The following is a 16,066-nucleotide window of genomic DNA, read 5'->3' on the forward strand; positions in this document are numbered from 1 at the left end:
CCTGCTGTGGATGGGTCAGATGCGGGACCGGCGCGGCCGGCCCGTGGTACTGGCGGGCGGCGCGGGTGCGGGCGCCGGGGCGGAGCGGGCGGCCTGCTGGGCGAGACGGCTCTCGCAGTGGTCCAGCCAGCGGATCTCCGCCTCCGTCTGGAAGATCAGCTGCTCCAGGACGAGCAGCCAGGCGAGGTCGCTCTGCTGCTCACCGGCGTTGAGCGCCTGCGCCTTCAGCCGGGTGTAGTCCTGCAGGGCCTTCATGCTGTGCCGGCGCTGCGACTGCACCACGGCCTGGACGTCGACCCCGGGGACGCCCACGGCCATCGCCAGCTTGATCGCGAGTTCGTCGCGGGGCGGATTGGTCCGGGGCACCGGGGTGTCGAACCACTGGCGCAGTTCCGTGCGTCCTGCCTCGGTGACGGCGTAGAAGAGGTGGCCCTCGTCGTCCTCTCCGGCGGGCTCCACGAGCCCGTCGCGCTCCAGCCGCCCGAGCGTGGTGTACACCTGGCCGACGTTGAGCGGCCAGGTGGCGCCGGTGCGGGCCTCGAACTCGGAGCGCAGCTGGTAGCCGTACCGGGGGCCCTGGTCGAGGAGGGCGAGGAGACCATGACGGATCGACATACCGAGTATGTATACCCGGTATGCCCTGGAGCCTCAAGCCCCGCCGCCCCGACCGGGCGGTCCGGGGCCGGACAGCGGGTACGGTCGGGGATGTGAGCCAGCTGCGCATCGCCACCTTCAACCTGCTCCACGGTCAGCCGCTCGCCGCCGACGGGGCACCGCTGCCCTATCCGGCCGAGCCCGCCGCGCCGCTCGGCGACGCGATCGCCGAACTCGACGCCGACGTCCTCGCCCTGCAGGAGGTCGACCGCCACCAGGAGCGCTCCGGCCTGGTCGACCAGGCCGCCGTCGCCGCCAAGGCGATGGGCGCGGCCGACTGGCGCTTCGCCGCGGCCCTGCACGGCCGGCCCGCACCGCTCGCCGGCTGGCTGACCGACCCGGCGATGACCTCGCTGCAGGTCTACGGGCCCGCGGAGGTCGACACCGCCACCGGCCTGCCCTCCTACGGCACCGCGCTGCTGACCCGCCTTCCGGTCCGGCACTGGCGGGCCCGCCGGTTCGCCCCGGCACCGTTCGGACTGCCGCTGCGGGTCGCCGGGCGGCGCGGGCTGACCCCGGTGCCGGACGAGCCGCGGGCCGCGCTCGCCGCCGTGCTCGAAGGCCGGCACGGGCCGTTCACCGTGGTCGCCGCGCACCTGTCCTTCGTGCCCGGCTGGAACGTCTCGCAGCTGGCCGCGATCCGCCGCTGGATCGCCGACCTGCCCCGGCCCTACCTGGTGCTCGGCGACTTCAACCTGATCGGGGCCGTCCCGCGGACGGTGCTCGGCGGGGCCGCCGCACTGGACCGCACCACCGCACGGGACCGGGTCCGCGAGGCGCGGGCCGCCCGCCGCACCCGGCTCGAACAGGACGGGGGCCGGCGGCGCCGCGTCCGCGAGCCCCGCCCCCGTCCGCAGGGCTGGTACGACCTGGCGCGCACCCCCACCTACCCCTCCCACAAGCCGGCCGTGCAGTTCGACCACGTCCTCGCCGTCGGAGTCCCCCGCACCGCCGTCGGCCCCGCCGCGGCCCCCCGCACCACCGTCTCCGACCACCGCCCCCTCGTCGTCGAGGTCGACCTGTAGAAGGCGCCACCGCCTCAAGGGCAGTACCCGGGGGCGCGGGGAACTGCGCAGTCCGGGGGTGGCGCACCTGCCGACCAGGGCTCGCCCCTGGTTCGCACGGTGGCCCATATCCGAATTGCGCAGTTCCCCGCGCCCCTGAAGTGCCGCCCTGGGGTACTAGACCCGCCCCGAGCCCTTGGCGAGCATGGGGCGGCCGCCCTGGACGGGGAGGTGCGGGCCGACCGGCTCGTACTGGAGGAGGAGCATCGCCGCGTCGTCGCCGAGCTTGTGCCCGACGTGCCGGACGACGTCCTGGTGCAGGTTCCGCAGCACCTCGACCGGGGAGCCGGTGGCGCAGTGCGGCAGCCGGTCGGTGAGCGGGTAGAAGGCGCCGCCGCCGTCCCGGGCCTCGATCACGCCGTCGGTGTAGAGCAGCACCCGGTCGCCGGGCCGCAGCGGCAGCCGCTGCACCGGCGGGCGGACGTCCGCCGGGTCGAGGACGCCGAGCGGCGGGACGGGCTCGGCGGGCTCCAGCAGGGCGACGTCCTCGCCGGTGCGCAGCAGGACGGGTGCCGGGTGCCCGCAGTTGACGACCTCCGCGGTGCCGTCGGAGCGGATCCCGATCAGCACGAGGGTGACGAACTCCTCCTCGATGCCGGGGTGGTCGTTCTCGTGCAGGGCACGGTCGAGGCTGACGGCGAGCCAGCCGGCCACCCGGTCCAGCGAGGCCTCCTGGTGCGCGGCCTCGCGGAAGGCGCCGAGCACCGCGGCGGCGGTCTCCACGGCGGCGAGGCCCTTGCCGCGGACGTCGCCGACCACCGCACGCACCCCGTGCCGGGTGTTGACCACCTCGTAGAGGTCGCCGCCGATCGAGGCGTGCGCGTGCGCCGCCGCGTAGTGCACGGCGGCGCGGACGCTGCCGACCCGGTCGGGGACGGGCCGCAGCAGTACCCGGCGGGCGATCTCGGCCACCAGCTGGGCCTCCGCCAGGGCGAGCTCCTGACGGAGCCGCAGCGTGGTGGAGACCCAGCCGATGCCGGCGACCAGGGCGATCGCGAAGACGGTCGCGCTGTGCACCGACTCGCCGAGCACGTCGTTGTAGCCGGCCATCAGGAAGGCGGCCAGCTCGGTCAGCACGCCGATGAGCAGCGGGTACCAGGTGCGCCGGCTGACGACGGCGGCGAGCGCCGGGACGGCGGTGAGCGCGGGCTCGACCGTCACCTCGGTGTTGCTGAAGAAGTCCAGGGAGACCACCAGCGCCATGCCGATGAACGGCAGCGCCAGTGCGGTTCTCGGCCAGGTGCCCGTCACCGTGCCTGGGTCTGCCCCCGGGGTGGGCCCCGCGAGCCGGTCTCTGATCCATCCGGTCGCGCTCAACGTCGGTCTCTCCAGCAGAAGGTGGCCGGTGCCAGGGGACACCTGCAGTGATGACGGGGGGTCAGGGGTTTGCGGCCCCCGCATGCGGCCGGAGTACGGGGTTGACCGGTTACCGACCCCACAATAGGTGCGAAAAGTGCACAGTGCACAGATTTCGCACGATCCCGTGACGGCTTGAATGCTCTGCGTGACTCATTCTTCACTATTCCCGATCAGGAGCCTGGTCAACTCTTTTCGGTCAGGAAGTCCTGCGGGTCTGACGACCCGGCCGCTGCGGACGTAGAGGAACGCCGCACTGACCTGCTCGGGCTCGACGCCCGCCCGCTCCGCCCAGGCCAGCCGGTAGATGGCCAGCTGCAGCGGGTCCGCGGTCTCCTCCCGGTGGGTCTTCCAGTCGACCACCTCGTAGCGCCACGGGTGTGGTGACCCTGAGCCACCGTCACGCTCCCGGTAGACCGCGTCGATCCGGCCGCGCACCACGCGTCCCGCCAGCAGCAGCTGGAACGGCGCCTCGATCCGGTACGGCACCCGGTCCGCGTACGGGCTGCGCAGGAAGGCCTCCTTGAGCCGAGCGAGGTCGCGCTCGTCCTCGATACCGTCCTCCTCGGCGCCGGGCAGTGCGTCCGGCTCCAGGAGCAGCAGCTCCTCGGTCTCGAAACGGGACTGCACCCAGCTGTGGAAGCGCGTGCCACGGCGGGCGGCCGGCTGCGGCGGGCGCGGCATCGGCCGGGCCAGCTCCCGCGCGAAGCCGTCCGGGTCGGCGGCCAGCCGCATCACCTGCGAGGCGGAGAGCGAGGGGGGCAGCGGCACTTCGCGCACGGAGCGCCTGGCCCTGGCCAACTCGCCGAGCAGCGCGTCCAGGTCGCGGTCCCAGGAGGCGACCAGCCGGGCGTCCTCCGGCGCGATGTCCTCCGGCTCGGCCGGCGGCGCCCCGGCGAGCCGGTGCCGGACGACCTCGGCCACCCGGCGGCGGGCCTGCTGGGCGGCGGCGTCCAGCGGCAGCGGCCAGGGGGTCTCCAGGGAGCGGGCCAGCGCCGGGTTCTCCGCCTCCGGCAGCGGCTCCTGCGCCCACGCCTCGACCTCGCCGTTCCCGGGCAGCGCGCAGTGCTCGCGCAGTTCGACCAGGAAGTCCGACGGGCCGCGGCGGCGCTTCTGGTTCGGCCCCCACCAGTGCCCGGAGGCCAACAGCAGCTCCCGGGGGCGGGTGAAGGCGACGTAGCCGAGCCGCAGCTCCTCGACCGCCGAGTGGTGGGCCATCTCCTTCTTGAACAGGCCCATGCCCTTGGCCGTCCACGGCGGGTCACCGGGCAGCGTGTCGGCGTCGCCGCGCAGCGCGTGCGGCAGCACCCGGCGGGTGCTCGTCCAGCGCTCGCGGCCCTGGCCGGACGGGAAGCCGCCCTTCACCAGGCCCGGTACCGCGACGACGTCCCACTCCAGGCCCTTGGACTTGTGCGCGGTCAGCACCTTCACGGTGTCCTCGCCGCCGGGCAGTCCGGCGTCCAGCCCCCGCTCGTACTCCTGCGCCGCCCGCAGGAAGGCCAGGAAGGCGGAGAGCCCCGGGTCGCCGTCCAGGTCGGCGAAGCCGGCCGCGATGTCCAGGAAGCCGTGCAGCGTCTCCCGGCGGCGGGCGGCCAGCGCGTGCGGCGAGGCCGACAGTTCGACCTCCAGGCCGGTCACCGCCAGCACCCGGTGCAGCACGTCCATCAGCGGCTCGGCCAGGGCCCGCCGCAGCTCCCGGACCTCCCGCGCCAGCCGGGCGAAGCGCACCCGGGCGTCCGGCGAGAACGGCAGCTCGTCGGGCTGCTCCGCCTCCAGGAAGGTCTCCAGGGCGTCCGCCAGCGACACCACCTCGGTCGGGTCGGTGCCCGCCACCGCCGCGGCCAGCGCGTCGCCCTGCAGCCGCTCGGTGCGCACCAGTTCGGCGGCGCGGCGGCCCAGCAGCGCGAGGTCGCGGGGGCCGATCCGCCAGCGCGGTCCGATCAGCAGCCGCACCAGCGCGGCGTTCGCCGTCGGGTCCTGCAGCACCTCGCAGACCGCCACCAGGTCCGCGACCTCGGGCAACTGCAGCAGTCCGCCGAGGCCCACCACCTCGACCGGCACCTCACGGGCCACCAGCGCCGCGTGCACGTCGGGGAAGGCCGCACCGCCCCGGCAGAGCACCGCGATCCGGCCCGGCGCCGTCCCGGTGCGCACCAGGTGCGCGATCCGGTCGGCCAGCCAGTCGATCTCCTCGGCGTGCGTCGGCAGCAGCGCGCAGCGCACGAAGCCGTCCGCCTCCGCGCCCGGGGCGGGGCGCAGTGCCTCCACGCCCTCGTGCATGGCCCGCAGGTCGGCCGCGAGGTGGTTGGCGAAGGCCAGCAGCCGGCCGCCGCTGCGGCGGTTCTCGCTCAGCGAGTAGCGCGCGGCGGCGGTGCCGTCCTCGCGCGGGAAGTGCACCGGGAAGTCGTCCAGGTTCGCCACCGAGGCGCCGCGCCAGCCGTAGATCGCCTGGCACGGGTCGCCGACCGCCGTCACCGGGTGGCCGCCGCCGTCTTTGCCGTCCGCGCCGAACAGGCCGGCCAGCATCAGCCGCTGCGCCACCGAGGTGTCCTGGTACTCGTCGAGCAGCACCACCCGGTACTGCTCGCGCAGTAGTCGGCCCACCTCCGGCCGCTCCTGCGCCAGCCTGGCCGAGGCGGCTATCTGGTCGCCGAAGTCCATCAGGCCGCCGACCTGCTTGCGCCGCCGGTAGTCCTCCACCAGGTGCAGCAGCTCCTGGCGGGCCCGGGCGGCCTTCGGAACGGCCCGCAGGTCCTCGTTGGTCAGCTTCGCCGTCGCCAGGCCGTCCAGCAGTGCCTCGTCCCAGGCGCGCAGCTGCCCGGGCTGCACCAGGTGCTCGGCGAGTTCGGAGTCCAGCGCGATCAGGTCGGCGACCAGCGCCGAGAACGTGCCGGTGAGCGCCGGGAACGGGCCGCGGGCCGAGCGCAGCACCTTGGCCGCCAGCTGGAACCGGGTCGCGTCGGCGAGCAGCCGGACGTCGGGTTCTATGCCCAGGCGCAGGCCGTGCTCCTTCAGCAGCCGGCCGGCGAAGGCGTGGTACGTCGAGATCTCCGGCTCGCCGAGGGACTCGGTGTCGTCCGGGTCGAGGACGCGGGCGCGGAGGAGGGCGGTACGGACGCGCTCCGCGAGCTCCCCGGCCGCCTTGTTGGTGAAGGTCAGGCCGAGCACCTGCTCCGGCGCCACCGCCCCGGAGCCGACCAGCCACACCACCCGGGCGGCCATCACCGTCGTCTTGCCGGAGCCGGCACCGGCCACGATCACGGCGGGCTCCAGCGGGGCGCCGATGGCCTGCATCTGCTCGGCGTTGAACGGAATGCCGAGCAGTTCCTTCAACTGGCCGGGGTCATCGAGCACGGAACGCACCCCCCAACGCTAACCGGCTCCGCGGACAGAGCGGTCCACTGAGGGGCGCGGGGACAACCGCTCCGCCAAGTGGGGCATCCCCCTGGGGGCGGAATTGCGCAATTCGGATGCGGGCCACCGTACGGACCAGGGGCGATCCCTGATCTGTTTCGATCACCACTCCCGGACTGCGCAGGTCCCCCCGCCCCTGAGTGGTCACCCCGACCGGGGACTGCGCAGTTCCGCCCCCGGCCTTCGGCCGGGAGGTGCCCCCCAGCGCCCCCTGAGTGGCTCTCCCCTACTCGATCAGTTGGCGGCCGTCGCGTTGGGCGGAGCAGCTGCTGCGGAAGGTGCAGCGGGTGCAGCCGTCCCCCTGGGTGGGGACGAAGCGTTCGGCGAGGACGCGGCCGGCGGCGTCGGCGAGCAGGTTCTCGATCCAGGGTTCGCCGTCGGGCGGGGCCTGCTGCTGGACCTTGGGGGCCTCCTTGTCGGTCTTGCCGGGCTCGCGGAGGTGGACGAGTTCGGCCCCGCCGGAGGCGATCCCTTCGGGGACCCCGGGCAGGCCGTCGAGGGCGCCGTTGCGGACGGCGAGCTGGTAGACGGCGAGCTGCTTGTGGTCGGGGAGGGACTTCTCGGTGGGGATCTGCTTGCCGGTCTTGAAGTCGACGACGTAGGCGCGGCCGACGGCGTCCTGCTCGATCCGGTCCATGGAGCCGCGGATGCGGACGGCGACGCCGCCGACGGTGAGGGTGAGGTCGAAGCCGTGCTCGGTGGCGACGGTGGTGCGGCCGCGTTCGAGGACGTGCCAGTGCAGGAAGCGTTCGAGGGCGGCGCGGGCCTCGGTCTTCTCCTGGTGGGACTTCCAGGGGGCGTCGAAGGCGAGGGCGTCCCAGACGGTGTCGAGGCGTTCCATGAGGACGGCGAGGTCGGCGGGGGTGCGGCCGGAGCCGACCTCGTCGGCGAGGGCGTGCAGGACGTTGCCGAAGCCCTGGGCGGCGCTGGCGGTGCCGGCGGCCCGGACGTCCTTGTCGAGGAACCACTGGAGGGCGCAGCTGTCGAGCTGTTCGAGTCCGCTGCCGGAGAGCCGGACGGGGGTGTCCGGGGAGCGCAGCGGTTCGGGGGCGGCGGTCTGGTCGTGCAGGCCCCACCAGCGGTCGGGGTGGGCGGCGGGGACGAGCGGGGCGCCGTCCTCGTCGGCGGCCTCGGCGAGCCGGGCGAGGCGTTCGGCGGCGGCGCGGCGCAGTGCGGGCGAGCGGGCCGGGTCGACGGTGACGGCGCGGAGCTCGGCGACCAGGGCGGCGACGGCGAGCGGGCGGCGCGGGCGGTGGGTGATGTCGGCGACGGTGACCTGCGGGGTCCGGGAGCGGACCTTGCCGGTGCGCGGGTCGAGCTCCTCGCGGTAGAGCTCGCGCAGGAAGCGGGAGGGCTCGTCGCCGTCCTCGGCGGGGGCCTTGACGGCGGTGACGATCAGCCGGTCCTTGGCGCGGGTTGCGGCGGTGTAGAAGAGGCGGCGCTCCTCGCCGAGGAGGGCGGCCGGGGAGAGCGGTTCGGCGAGGCCGTCGCGGCCGATCCGGTCGGCCTCCAGCAGGGAGCCGCGGCGGCGGAGGTCGGGCCACAGGCCCTCCTGGACGCCGGCGACGACCACGAGACGCCACTCCAGGCCCTTGGAGCGGTGGGCGGTCATCAGCCGGACGGCCTCGGGGCGGACGGTGCGCACGGTGAGGGTGTCGGCGGCGATGTCCTGGGCCTCCAGTTCGGCCAGGAACTCGGGGGCGCTGCGGTGGCCGGCGGCCTGGTCCTCGGCCCGGGCGGCGGTCTCGAAGAGCGCGCAGATCGCGTCGAGGTCGCGGTCGGCGTTGCGGGCGGCGGCGCCGCCGCGCAGCGCGGCCCGTTCCAGGCGTTCGCGCCAGCGGCGGCTGCCGTCCCAGAGCAGCCAGAGGGCCTCCTCGGCGCTGCCGCCGCCGGCGAGCAGCTCGCGGACCTTGCGGAGCAGCATGCCGAGGTCGCGGGCGCGGCGGGCATGGGCCGGCTCCATGGCGACGAGCCGCTCGGGTTCGGCGAGGGCCTCGCGGATCAGCTCCTCGGCGGGGCGGACGGCGGTCTGCCCGCCGCTGTCGCGCAGGGCGACGCGCTCCTCCTCGCGCAGCGCGCGGCCGAGCCGGCGCAGGTCGGAGCCGTCGAGGCCGCCGAGCGGGCCGGTCAGCAGGGTGTGGGCGAGGTCGGGGGTGAGCCGGTCGACGGGGTCGGCGCAGGTGCGCAGGGCGAGCAGCAGCGGGGCGACGGCGGGTTCCTCGCGCAGCGGCAGGTCGTCGCCGTCGATCTCCAGCGGCACGCCGGCGGCGGAGAGGGCGCGCCGGACGCCGGGGATGGAGCGGGCGCCGGCCCGGACCAGGACGGCCATCTCGCCCCAGGGCACGCCGTCCTCCAGGTGGGCGCGGCGCAGCAGGTCGGCGATCGAGTCGAGTTCGGCGCCCGGGGTCGGGTAGGTGTACACCTCGACGCGGCCGCCCTCGCGGGAGGGCAGCAGGGCGCGGTGCTGGGCGAGCTTGTCGGCGGGCAGCCGGCCCATCGGCATCCGGCGGGCGAGTTCGCGGGTGGCGGCGAGCAGGACGGCGCCGGAGCGGCGGGAGACCCGCAGCACCCTGACGTCGGCGGGCCGGCCGTCGGCCTGCCGGAAGGTCCGGGGGAAGTCGAGGATGCCGTTGATGTCGGCGCCGCGGAAGGCGTAGATGGACTGGTCGGGGTCGCCGACCGCGACGAGGTCGCGGCCGTTGCCGGCGAGCCGGCGCAGCAGCCGGACCTGGGAGGGATCGGTGTCCTGGTACTCGTCGACGAAGACGACGTCGTAGCGGGCGGCGAGCCGGTCGGCGGCCTCGGGGCGTTCGGCGAGCAGGACGGCGCGGTGCACCAGCTCGGCGTAGTCGAGGACGCCGCGCAGGTCGAGCACGTCGAGGTAGTCGGCGAGGAAGTGGGCGGCGGCCGCCCAGTCGGGCCGCTGGACGCCCTCGGCGAAGCGGGCCAGTTCGTCCTCGCCGAGGCCGAGCTCGCGGCTGCGGGCGAGCACGGCGCGGACCTCGTCGGCGAAGCCACGGGTGGTGAGGCAGGCGCGCAGGTCGAGCGGCCAGGAGATCCGGCCGGTGCCGTCCCGGGCGTCCTCGGCGCCGCCGGCGAGCAGCTCGCGGACCATGACGTCCTGCTCGGGGCCGGAGAGCAGGCGCAGCGGCTCGGCGGCGTCCTCCGGCTCCTGGTGCTCGCGGAGCAGCGCGTAGCAGAAGGAGTGGAAGGTGGTGGCCTGCGGGGCGGCCCCGGCGGCGCCGATCCGGGCGGTCATCCGGTCGCGGAGCTCCATGGCCGCCTTGCGGCTGAAGGTGAGGACGAGGATGCGCTCGGGGTCGGTGCCGGCCGCGATCCGCCGGGCGACCGCCTCGACCAGGGTGGTGGTCTTGCCGGTGCCCGGTCCGGCGAGCACCAGCAGCGGCCCGCCGGCATGCTCGGCCACCGCCCGCTGGAACTCGTCCAGGGCGGGCGGGGCGGGCTGTGCGAGCGGGCTGCGCACCAGGCGGAAGGGGGAGGTCACTGCGGTCCAGGCGGTCGTGCGGCGGTCGTGCGGTGGAGCTGCGGTCCGGCGGTCGGGGCGTCGGGGACGGAGGCGGCCCCACCGAGCCTACGATCCTGCACCGACATGACCCGGCCGCGCACCCGGTTCGGCGGATCCGCCGGCCGGGGTCAGCCGCCGTCCCAGCGGGCCCGGCGCAGGTCGACCCGGGGTTCGCCGCCGACCTCGCGCAGCGGGGTGCCCTCGGCCCGGTACTCGGGCAGCGCCCGGTGCTCGTGACCGGGCAGCGGCCGGCCGTCCGCGCGGATCACCCGCCACCAGGGCACTCCGCCGCCGTACAGTGACATGACCCGGCCCACCTGGCGCGGGCCGCCCTGGCCGAGGTACTCGGCGACGTCCCCGTACGTCATGACCCGGCCGGGCGGGATGCGCTCCGTGAGGTCGAGCACGGCCTCGGCGAAGGGCGGCAGCCCGCCGCCGTCGGAAGTGGTGTCGTACTGCTGCGGCATTTCTCCCCATCCGGTCGATTCCTGGGCCCCGTGCGGGCGATCCGCCGCGCCCGATCAGGCCCCTGTCCCACACGAGGAGCCGCGGCATGGCAGCATCTTCGGGGCAGAGCGTGGGTGATACGAGGACAAGACCAGATGACCGGGACGGCAGACGTGAACGTGGACAAGGGCTCCGACGAGTCCGCCACCGACCGGTCTGCGGGGCCCGAACCCGAACCGCCGACAGTCTCGCCGCAGCGGCAGGCACCGGGCAAGGACGGGCACGACGCGCAGGACGGTCACCGGACGGAGGGTGAGCAGCCCACGCCCGAGGAGCCGACCGGCGAGCACCTGGCCGTCGACGAGCCGTTGCTCGCCGCCCGCGCCCACCGCCCGTCCGACCTGCTGCGCTTCCTGGCGGGCGTGCTCGGCATCATCGCGGTCTTCGTGCTCGCCCAGGTCGCCGTGTCGACCACCACCGGCATCGAGACGGACATCTCGTCCAACGCCGACAAGGTGCCCGGCATGCTGTCGACCATCGCGGCGCTGGGCTCCAGCGTGGCGGTGCTGGCGGTGCCGCTGGCCTTCGCGGTCGAGCGGCTGATCAAGCGGGACGGCCTGCGGGTCGCCGACGGCGTGCTCGCCTCGGTGCTGGCCTACGGCGTCTCGCTGGGCATCGACTGGTGGGTCGCGGCGGGCGCACCGCAGGCGATCCGGGACGCGCTGACCCAGGTGCCGCCCGGCGGCACCGAGACGCTCACCGACCCGGTGCACGGCTACCTCGCACCCGTGATCGCCTACATGACGGCCGTCGGCATGTCGAGCCGCCCGCGCTGGCGGGTGGCGCTGTGGGTGGTCGTCGTCCTCAGCGGCGCCACCGAGCTGATCAGCGGCTACACCACGCCGCTGTCGCTGCTGCTCACCGTGCTCATCGGCTGGTCGGTGGCGTACGGCACGCTGTACGCGATCGGCTCGCCGAACATCCGGCCCACCGGCAAGCACCTGATGATCGGCCTGCGCAAGGTCGGCTTCACCCCGTCCGGCGCGCACCGCGCCCCCGACGCTCCGGGCGAGACCCGCCGCTATCTGGTCACCCAGTACGAGGGCGCGCTGCTGGACGTCCACATCATCGACCGCGAGCAGCAGGCCTCCGGCTTCTTCTACCGCGCGTGGCGGCGGATAAGGCTGCGCTCGGTGGCGGTGCGCCGCAGCCCCCAGTCGCTGCGCCAGGCGCTGGAGCAGGAGGCGCTGATCGCCTACGCGGCCGCCGCCTCGGGTGCCCGTGCCCCGCAGCTGGTGGCCACCTCGGAGCTCGGCCCGGACGCCGCGATCCTGGTCTACGAGAACGTGGCCGGCCGCACCCTGGACGAGCTCGCCGACGACGAGATCGCCGACGACCTGATGGCCTCGCTCTGGGAGTCCGTCGCCGCCCTCCACGAGCGCCGGATCGCGCACCGCCGCCTCACCGGCGAGTCCCTGCTGGTCGTCGACGAGAAGACCGGCTGCCTGGTGAACCTCTCCGGCGGCGACATCGCGGCCGGCGACCTGACGCTGCGCATCGACATCGCCCAGCTGCTCACCACCTTCGCGCTGCGGGTCGGCCCCGAGCGCTCGGTGGACGTCGCCAACCGGGTGCTCGGCGCCGACCGGGTGGCCTCCGCGCTGCCGCTGCTGCAGCCGGTCGGTCTCAGCCGCTCCACCCGGATCGACCTGCAGCGGATGACCAAGGAGCGCAAGGCCGCCGCGCAGGCGCTCGCCCTGGAGCAGGTGGCCGCCGGCGAGCGCACCCAGCAGCAGGCCGAGGAGGACATCGCGGCGGCCGGCGAGGACCTGCTCAGCCGGATCCGCCGGCAGATCCTGCAGATCGCCCCGGAGGCACCGCTCGCCCCGGCCAAGCTGGAACGGCTCAAGCCGAAGACCCTGATCATGGTCATCGCGCTGACCTTCGCCGCCTACCTGGCGCTGACCACGATCCAGCCCGGCCAGCTCAAGCTCTCCCAGATGGACTGGGGCTGGGCCGCCGCCGCGCTGGCCGCGGCGGCCGCGACCTACGGCGCCGCGGCGATGAGCCTCACCGGCTTCGTCCCGGAGCGGCTGCCCTTCGGCCGGACGGTCGCCGCCCAGCTCGCGGGCTCCTTCGTGAAGCTGGTCGCGCCGGCCGCGATCGGCGGCATCGCGCTCAACACCCGCTACCTGCAGAAGGCCGGGATCCGCTCCGGCCAGGCGGTCGCCAGCGTCGGCGCCTCGCAGCTGGCCGGCCTCGGCGGTCACCTGCTGCTGCTGTTCAGCTTCGGCCTGATCACCGGGACGCAGAAGAACGGCGACCTCGGCGCCTCCCGTGCGGTGATCATCGGTGTGCTGTCGGCCGCGGTGCTGGCGCTCGTCGTGGCGGCCGTGGCACCGCTGCGCCGCTTCGTGGTGACCCGCGTCCGCTCGCTGTTCTTCGGCGTCGTCCCGCGGATGCTCGACCTGATGCAGACACCCAGCAAGCTGGTCACCGGCTTCGGCGGCATCCTGCTGCTGACCCTGTCGTTCACGGCCTGCCTGTACGCCTCGGTGAGGGCCTTCGGCGGCGAGATGAGCTACTCGGCGGTGGCCGTGGTCTTCCTGACCGCGAACGCGGCCGGATCGGCGATCCCCACCCCGGGCGGCATCGGCCCGGTCGAGATCGCGCTGATCGGTGCGCTGACGGTCGGCAACGTGCCGCCGTCCGCGGCCACCCCCGCGGTGTTCCTCTACCGCCTGCTGACCTTCTGGCTGCCGGTGCTGCCCGGCTGGATCTCGTACAACGTGCTGCAGCGCAGGGGCGCGCTGTAGCCGCCCCGCACATGCGGAAGGGCCCGCCCGGCGTGCTGCCGGGCGGGCCCTTCCGTCGGGTCCGGACTAGTAGACCGGCTTCTCGGGCTCGATCTGGTTGACCCAGCCGATCACGCCGCCGCCCAGGTGGACGGCGTCGGAGAAGCCCGCCGACTTGAGGACGGCCAGCACCTCGGCCGAGCGGACGCCCGTCTTGCAGTGCAGCACGATCTTCTTGTCCTGCGGCATCCGCTCCAGCGCGGTGCCCATCAGGAACTCGCCCTTGGGGATCAGCGTCGCGCCGGGGATGTTGACGATCTCGTACTCGTTCGGCTCGCGGACGTCGACCAGGAAGATGTTCTCCTCGTCGTCCAGCCACTCCTTGAGCTGCTTGGAGGTGATGGTGGAGCCCGCGGCCGCGGCCTGCGCCTCCTCCGACACGACGCCGCAGAAGGCCTCGTAGTCGATCAGCTCGGTGACGGTCGGGTTGTCGCCGCAGAGCGCGCAGTTCGGGTCCTTGCGGACCTTCACCGAGCGGTACTGCATCTCCAGGGCGTCGTAGATCATCAGACGGCCGACCAGCGGCTCGCCGACACCGGCGAGCAGCTTGATGGCCTCGGTGACCTGGATCGAACCGATCGAGGCGCAGAGCACGCCCAGCACGCCGCCCTCGGCGCAGGAGGGGACCATGCCCGGCGGCGGGGCCTCCGGGTACAGGCAGCGGTAGCAGGGGCCGTGCTCGGCCCAGAACACGCTGGCCTGGCCGTCGAAGCGGTAGATCGAACCCCAGACGTACGGCTTGCCGAGCAGCACCGCGGCGTCGTTCACCAGGTAGCGGGTGGCGAAGTTGTCGGTGCCGTCCACGATCAGGTCGTAGCCGGAGAAGATCTCCATGACGTTGGAGTTGTCGAGCCGGTCCTCGTGCAGGATCACGTCGACGTAGGGGTTGATCTCCTTCACCGAGTCGCGGGCGGACTCGGCCTTGGAGCGGCCCACGTCGGACTGGCCGTGGATGATCTGGCGCTGCAGGTTCGACTCGTCCACCGTGTCGAACTCGACGATGCCGAGGGTGCCGACACCCGCCGCGGCCAGGTACATCAGCGCGGGCGAACCGAGGCCGCCCGCGCCGACGCAGAGCACCTTCGCGTTCTTCAGCCGCTTCTGCCCGTCCATGCCCACGTCGGGGATGATCAGGTGGCGGGAGTACCGGCGGACCTCGTCGACGGTGAGCTCGGCGGCCGGCTCGACCAGGGGTGGCAGCGACACGGGGACTCCGATGGTCGTCAGTTCATAAGGCTTTGCTGTGCCAACAGTGTCACGTGCCGCTGCTATTCCGAGACAGCAGGTCCGTCATGTGAGATGGCCGACACCGGATGCCGAGACTGCCGACTTCTCCCGCGATGCCGCTGGTCACACGGCATCCGGCGGCCTGCGGACGGGTCAGACCCGGCAGGCCGTTTCCAGCCAGACGTCGCCAAGGGACTCCTCCAACGGCACCTGGGTCCGCCATCCGAGACGGTCGCGCGCGGTCCGGACGTCCGCCTGGCGCCACGGCACCGGCTCCGGCAGCGGCCGCGGCTCGCCCACCCGGTGGTGCTCCCCGCCCTGGCTCGGCACCAGCGCCGGGCGGCCGTCCTCGGCCACGATCCCCTCGAAACCCGAGGCCCGGACGAGCAGGTGCGCCGCGTCCCGGGCCCGCACCGCGTGCCCGCTGCCGATGTTGATCACCCCGGTGGCGGCCGACACCGCGGCCGCCTGGACGGCCCGGGCGACGTCCCGGACGTCGACGAAATCCCGGTATCCGGACAGGTCCGGCATTCGCACCTGCAACTCGTCGTGGACGAGCGCCCGGCGCAGGCCGTCCGCCAGCCGTCCGAACAGCGAGGCCGGCGGCGCGCCCGGGCCCACCACATCGAAGACCCGCAGCACGGCCGCGTCCAGCCCGGAGGCCAGCACCAGCTCGGTGCCCGCCAGCTTGGACACGCCGTACGGCCCGACCGGCCGGGGCTCGGTGCCTTCGCCGATCGGCGCGCCCGGCTGCATCGGCCCGTACTCGGCGGCCGAGCCGATGTGCACCAGCCGGGCGGGCTCGCGGCTGCGCCGGATCGCCTCGCAGACGGTGGCCACCGCCAGGGTGTTGGAGCGGATCAGCGTCCGCGAGCTGCCGTAGGTGGCGCCCGCGCAGTTGATCACCACCTGCGGGGCGACCGCGTCCAGGAACCGGGACAGCGCACCGGGGCTGCCCGCGGTCAGGTCGAAGCGGATGTCGGCCGAGTCCCGCCGGCCGAGCACGGTGACCTGCAGATCGGGCTCGGTGAGCAGGCGGTCGGCGACCCGGCGGCCGATGAAGCCGTCGGCGCCCAGCAGCAGCACCCTCATCGGGGGTGTCCTTCCACGAGGCCCGGCCGCGGGGGCCGGGCGGGACTACGGAATGCGTACGGATTGCGCGCGAACGGGCCCGGTCAGTCCTCCGGCGGGCCGCCTTCGGACTCCGCGCAGCCGGTCCGCGGGTCGACGAGGACCAGCCAGGTGTACGGCGCCAGCAGCGCCGCGGCCGCGGCGCACAGCACCAGGTGTGGTGCCGGCCCGGTGGCCGCGAGCAGCGCCAGCACGGCGCCGACCGCGGCCGGGGCGGCCACCGCCACCACCGTGCGGCCGCTGCGCAGCAGCACTGCGGCGAGCAGCAGCAGGACGGCGAGCAGGGCCTGTACCCCTCCGGCCGCGGCCGGTACGTCCGCCGCCGCGGGCAGCAGGGCGGCGAGGGTGCCCGCACCGGCGAGCTGGGCGGCGACCGCGACCGGCAGCAGCGG

The 16,066-nt window shown here is 74.4% G+C and carries 9 protein-coding genes and 1 pseudogene; 2 read left to right on the plus strand and 8 right to left on the minus strand.

Translation table 11 applies throughout. The annotated features are described in order from the left end of the window. Positions 1-15 precede the first annotated feature (15 nt). Complete coding sequence (locus KSNIM_RS15255; protein WP_263103756.1) at positions 16-615, minus strand: PadR family transcriptional regulator; 600 nt, start codon at positions 613-615, stop codon at positions 16-18. A 92-nt stretch (positions 616-707) separates the two neighbouring features. On the opposite strand from KSNIM_RS15255, the gene KSNIM_RS15260 reads away from it, so the two are divergent. Next, complete coding sequence (locus KSNIM_RS15260) at positions 708-1,679, plus strand: endonuclease/exonuclease/phosphatase family protein (protein ID WP_263103757.1); 972 nt, start codon at positions 708-710, stop codon at positions 1,677-1,679. 156 nt (positions 1,680-1,835) lie between these two features. Here the strand turns inward: KSNIM_RS15260 and KSNIM_RS15265 are convergent, their stop codons facing one another. From KSNIM_RS15265 to KSNIM_RS15280, 4 genes are all read right to left on the minus strand, one after another. Further along, positions 1,836-2,969, minus strand: coding sequence for a PP2C family protein-serine/threonine phosphatase (locus KSNIM_RS15265; RefSeq protein ID WP_263103758.1), 1,134 nt, complete (start codon positions 2,967-2,969; stop codon positions 1,836-1,838). A gap of 258 nt (positions 2,970-3,227) precedes the next feature. Then, entirely contained in the window at positions 3,228-6,437 is a 3,210-nt protein-coding gene (locus KSNIM_RS15270) for an ATP-dependent DNA helicase (protein ID WP_263103759.1), read from the minus strand. Between the two features lie 277 nt (positions 6,438-6,714). Continuing rightward, the gene (locus KSNIM_RS15275; protein WP_263103760.1) at positions 6,715-9,993 is read right to left on the minus strand and encodes an ATP-dependent helicase; all 3,279 of its coding nucleotides are present in this window, start codon (positions 9,991-9,993) and stop codon (positions 6,715-6,717) included. Positions 9,994-10,142: 149 nt separating this feature from the next. Beyond that, the gene (locus KSNIM_RS15280) at positions 10,143-10,481 is read right to left on the minus strand and encodes an MGMT family protein (protein WP_263103761.1); all 339 of its coding nucleotides are present in this window, start codon (positions 10,479-10,481) and stop codon (positions 10,143-10,145) included. Between the two features lie 135 nt (positions 10,482-10,616). On the opposite strand from KSNIM_RS15280, the gene KSNIM_RS15285 reads away from it, so the two are divergent. Then, a complete protein-coding gene (locus KSNIM_RS15285; RefSeq protein WP_263103762.1) occupies positions 10,617-13,277 on the plus strand; it encodes a lysylphosphatidylglycerol synthase transmembrane domain-containing protein in 2,661 nt (886 codons plus the stop codon). A 66-nt stretch (positions 13,278-13,343) separates the two neighbouring features. On the opposite strand, the gene moeZ is transcribed toward KSNIM_RS15285, so the two are convergent. From moeZ to KSNIM_RS15300, 3 genes and pseudogenes are all read right to left on the minus strand, one after another. Further along, entirely contained in the window at positions 13,344-14,522 is a 1,179-nt protein-coding gene (gene moeZ / locus KSNIM_RS15290) for an adenylyltransferase/sulfurtransferase MoeZ (RefSeq protein ID WP_263103763.1), read from the minus strand. 174 nt (positions 14,523-14,696) lie between these two features. Then, positions 14,697-15,635 carry an NAD-dependent epimerase/dehydratase family protein gene (locus KSNIM_RS15295; protein ID WP_263103764.1) on the minus strand — a complete coding sequence of 313 codons (939 nt, stop codon included), beginning with the start codon at positions 15,633-15,635 and terminating at the stop codon, positions 14,697-14,699. 83 nt (positions 15,636-15,718) lie between these two features. After that, positions 15,719-16,066 (minus strand): annotated as a pseudogene (locus tag KSNIM_RS15300) (hypothetical protein); the annotation flags it as partial.

Source organism: Kitasatospora sp. DSM 101779 (assembly GCF_025655475.1).
GTDB lineage: Bacteria > Actinomycetota > Actinomycetes > Streptomycetales > Streptomycetaceae > Kitasatospora.

Coding starts and splice junctions, on each gene's coding strand:
- KSNIM_RS15255 (WP_263103756.1), bottom strand. CDS start 615: ATGTCGATCCGTCATGGTCTCCTCGCCCTCCTCGACCAGGGCCCCCGG.
- KSNIM_RS15295 (WP_263103764.1), bottom strand. CDS start 15,635: ATGAGGGTGCTGCTGCTGGGCGCCGACGGCTTCATCGGCCGCCGGGTC.
- KSNIM_RS15280 (WP_263103761.1), bottom strand. CDS start 10,481: ATGCCGCAGCAGTACGACACCACTTCCGACGGCGGCGGGCTGCCGCCC.
- KSNIM_RS15285 (WP_263103762.1), top strand. CDS start 10,617: ATGACCGGGACGGCAGACGTGAACGTGGACAAGGGCTCCGACGAGTCC.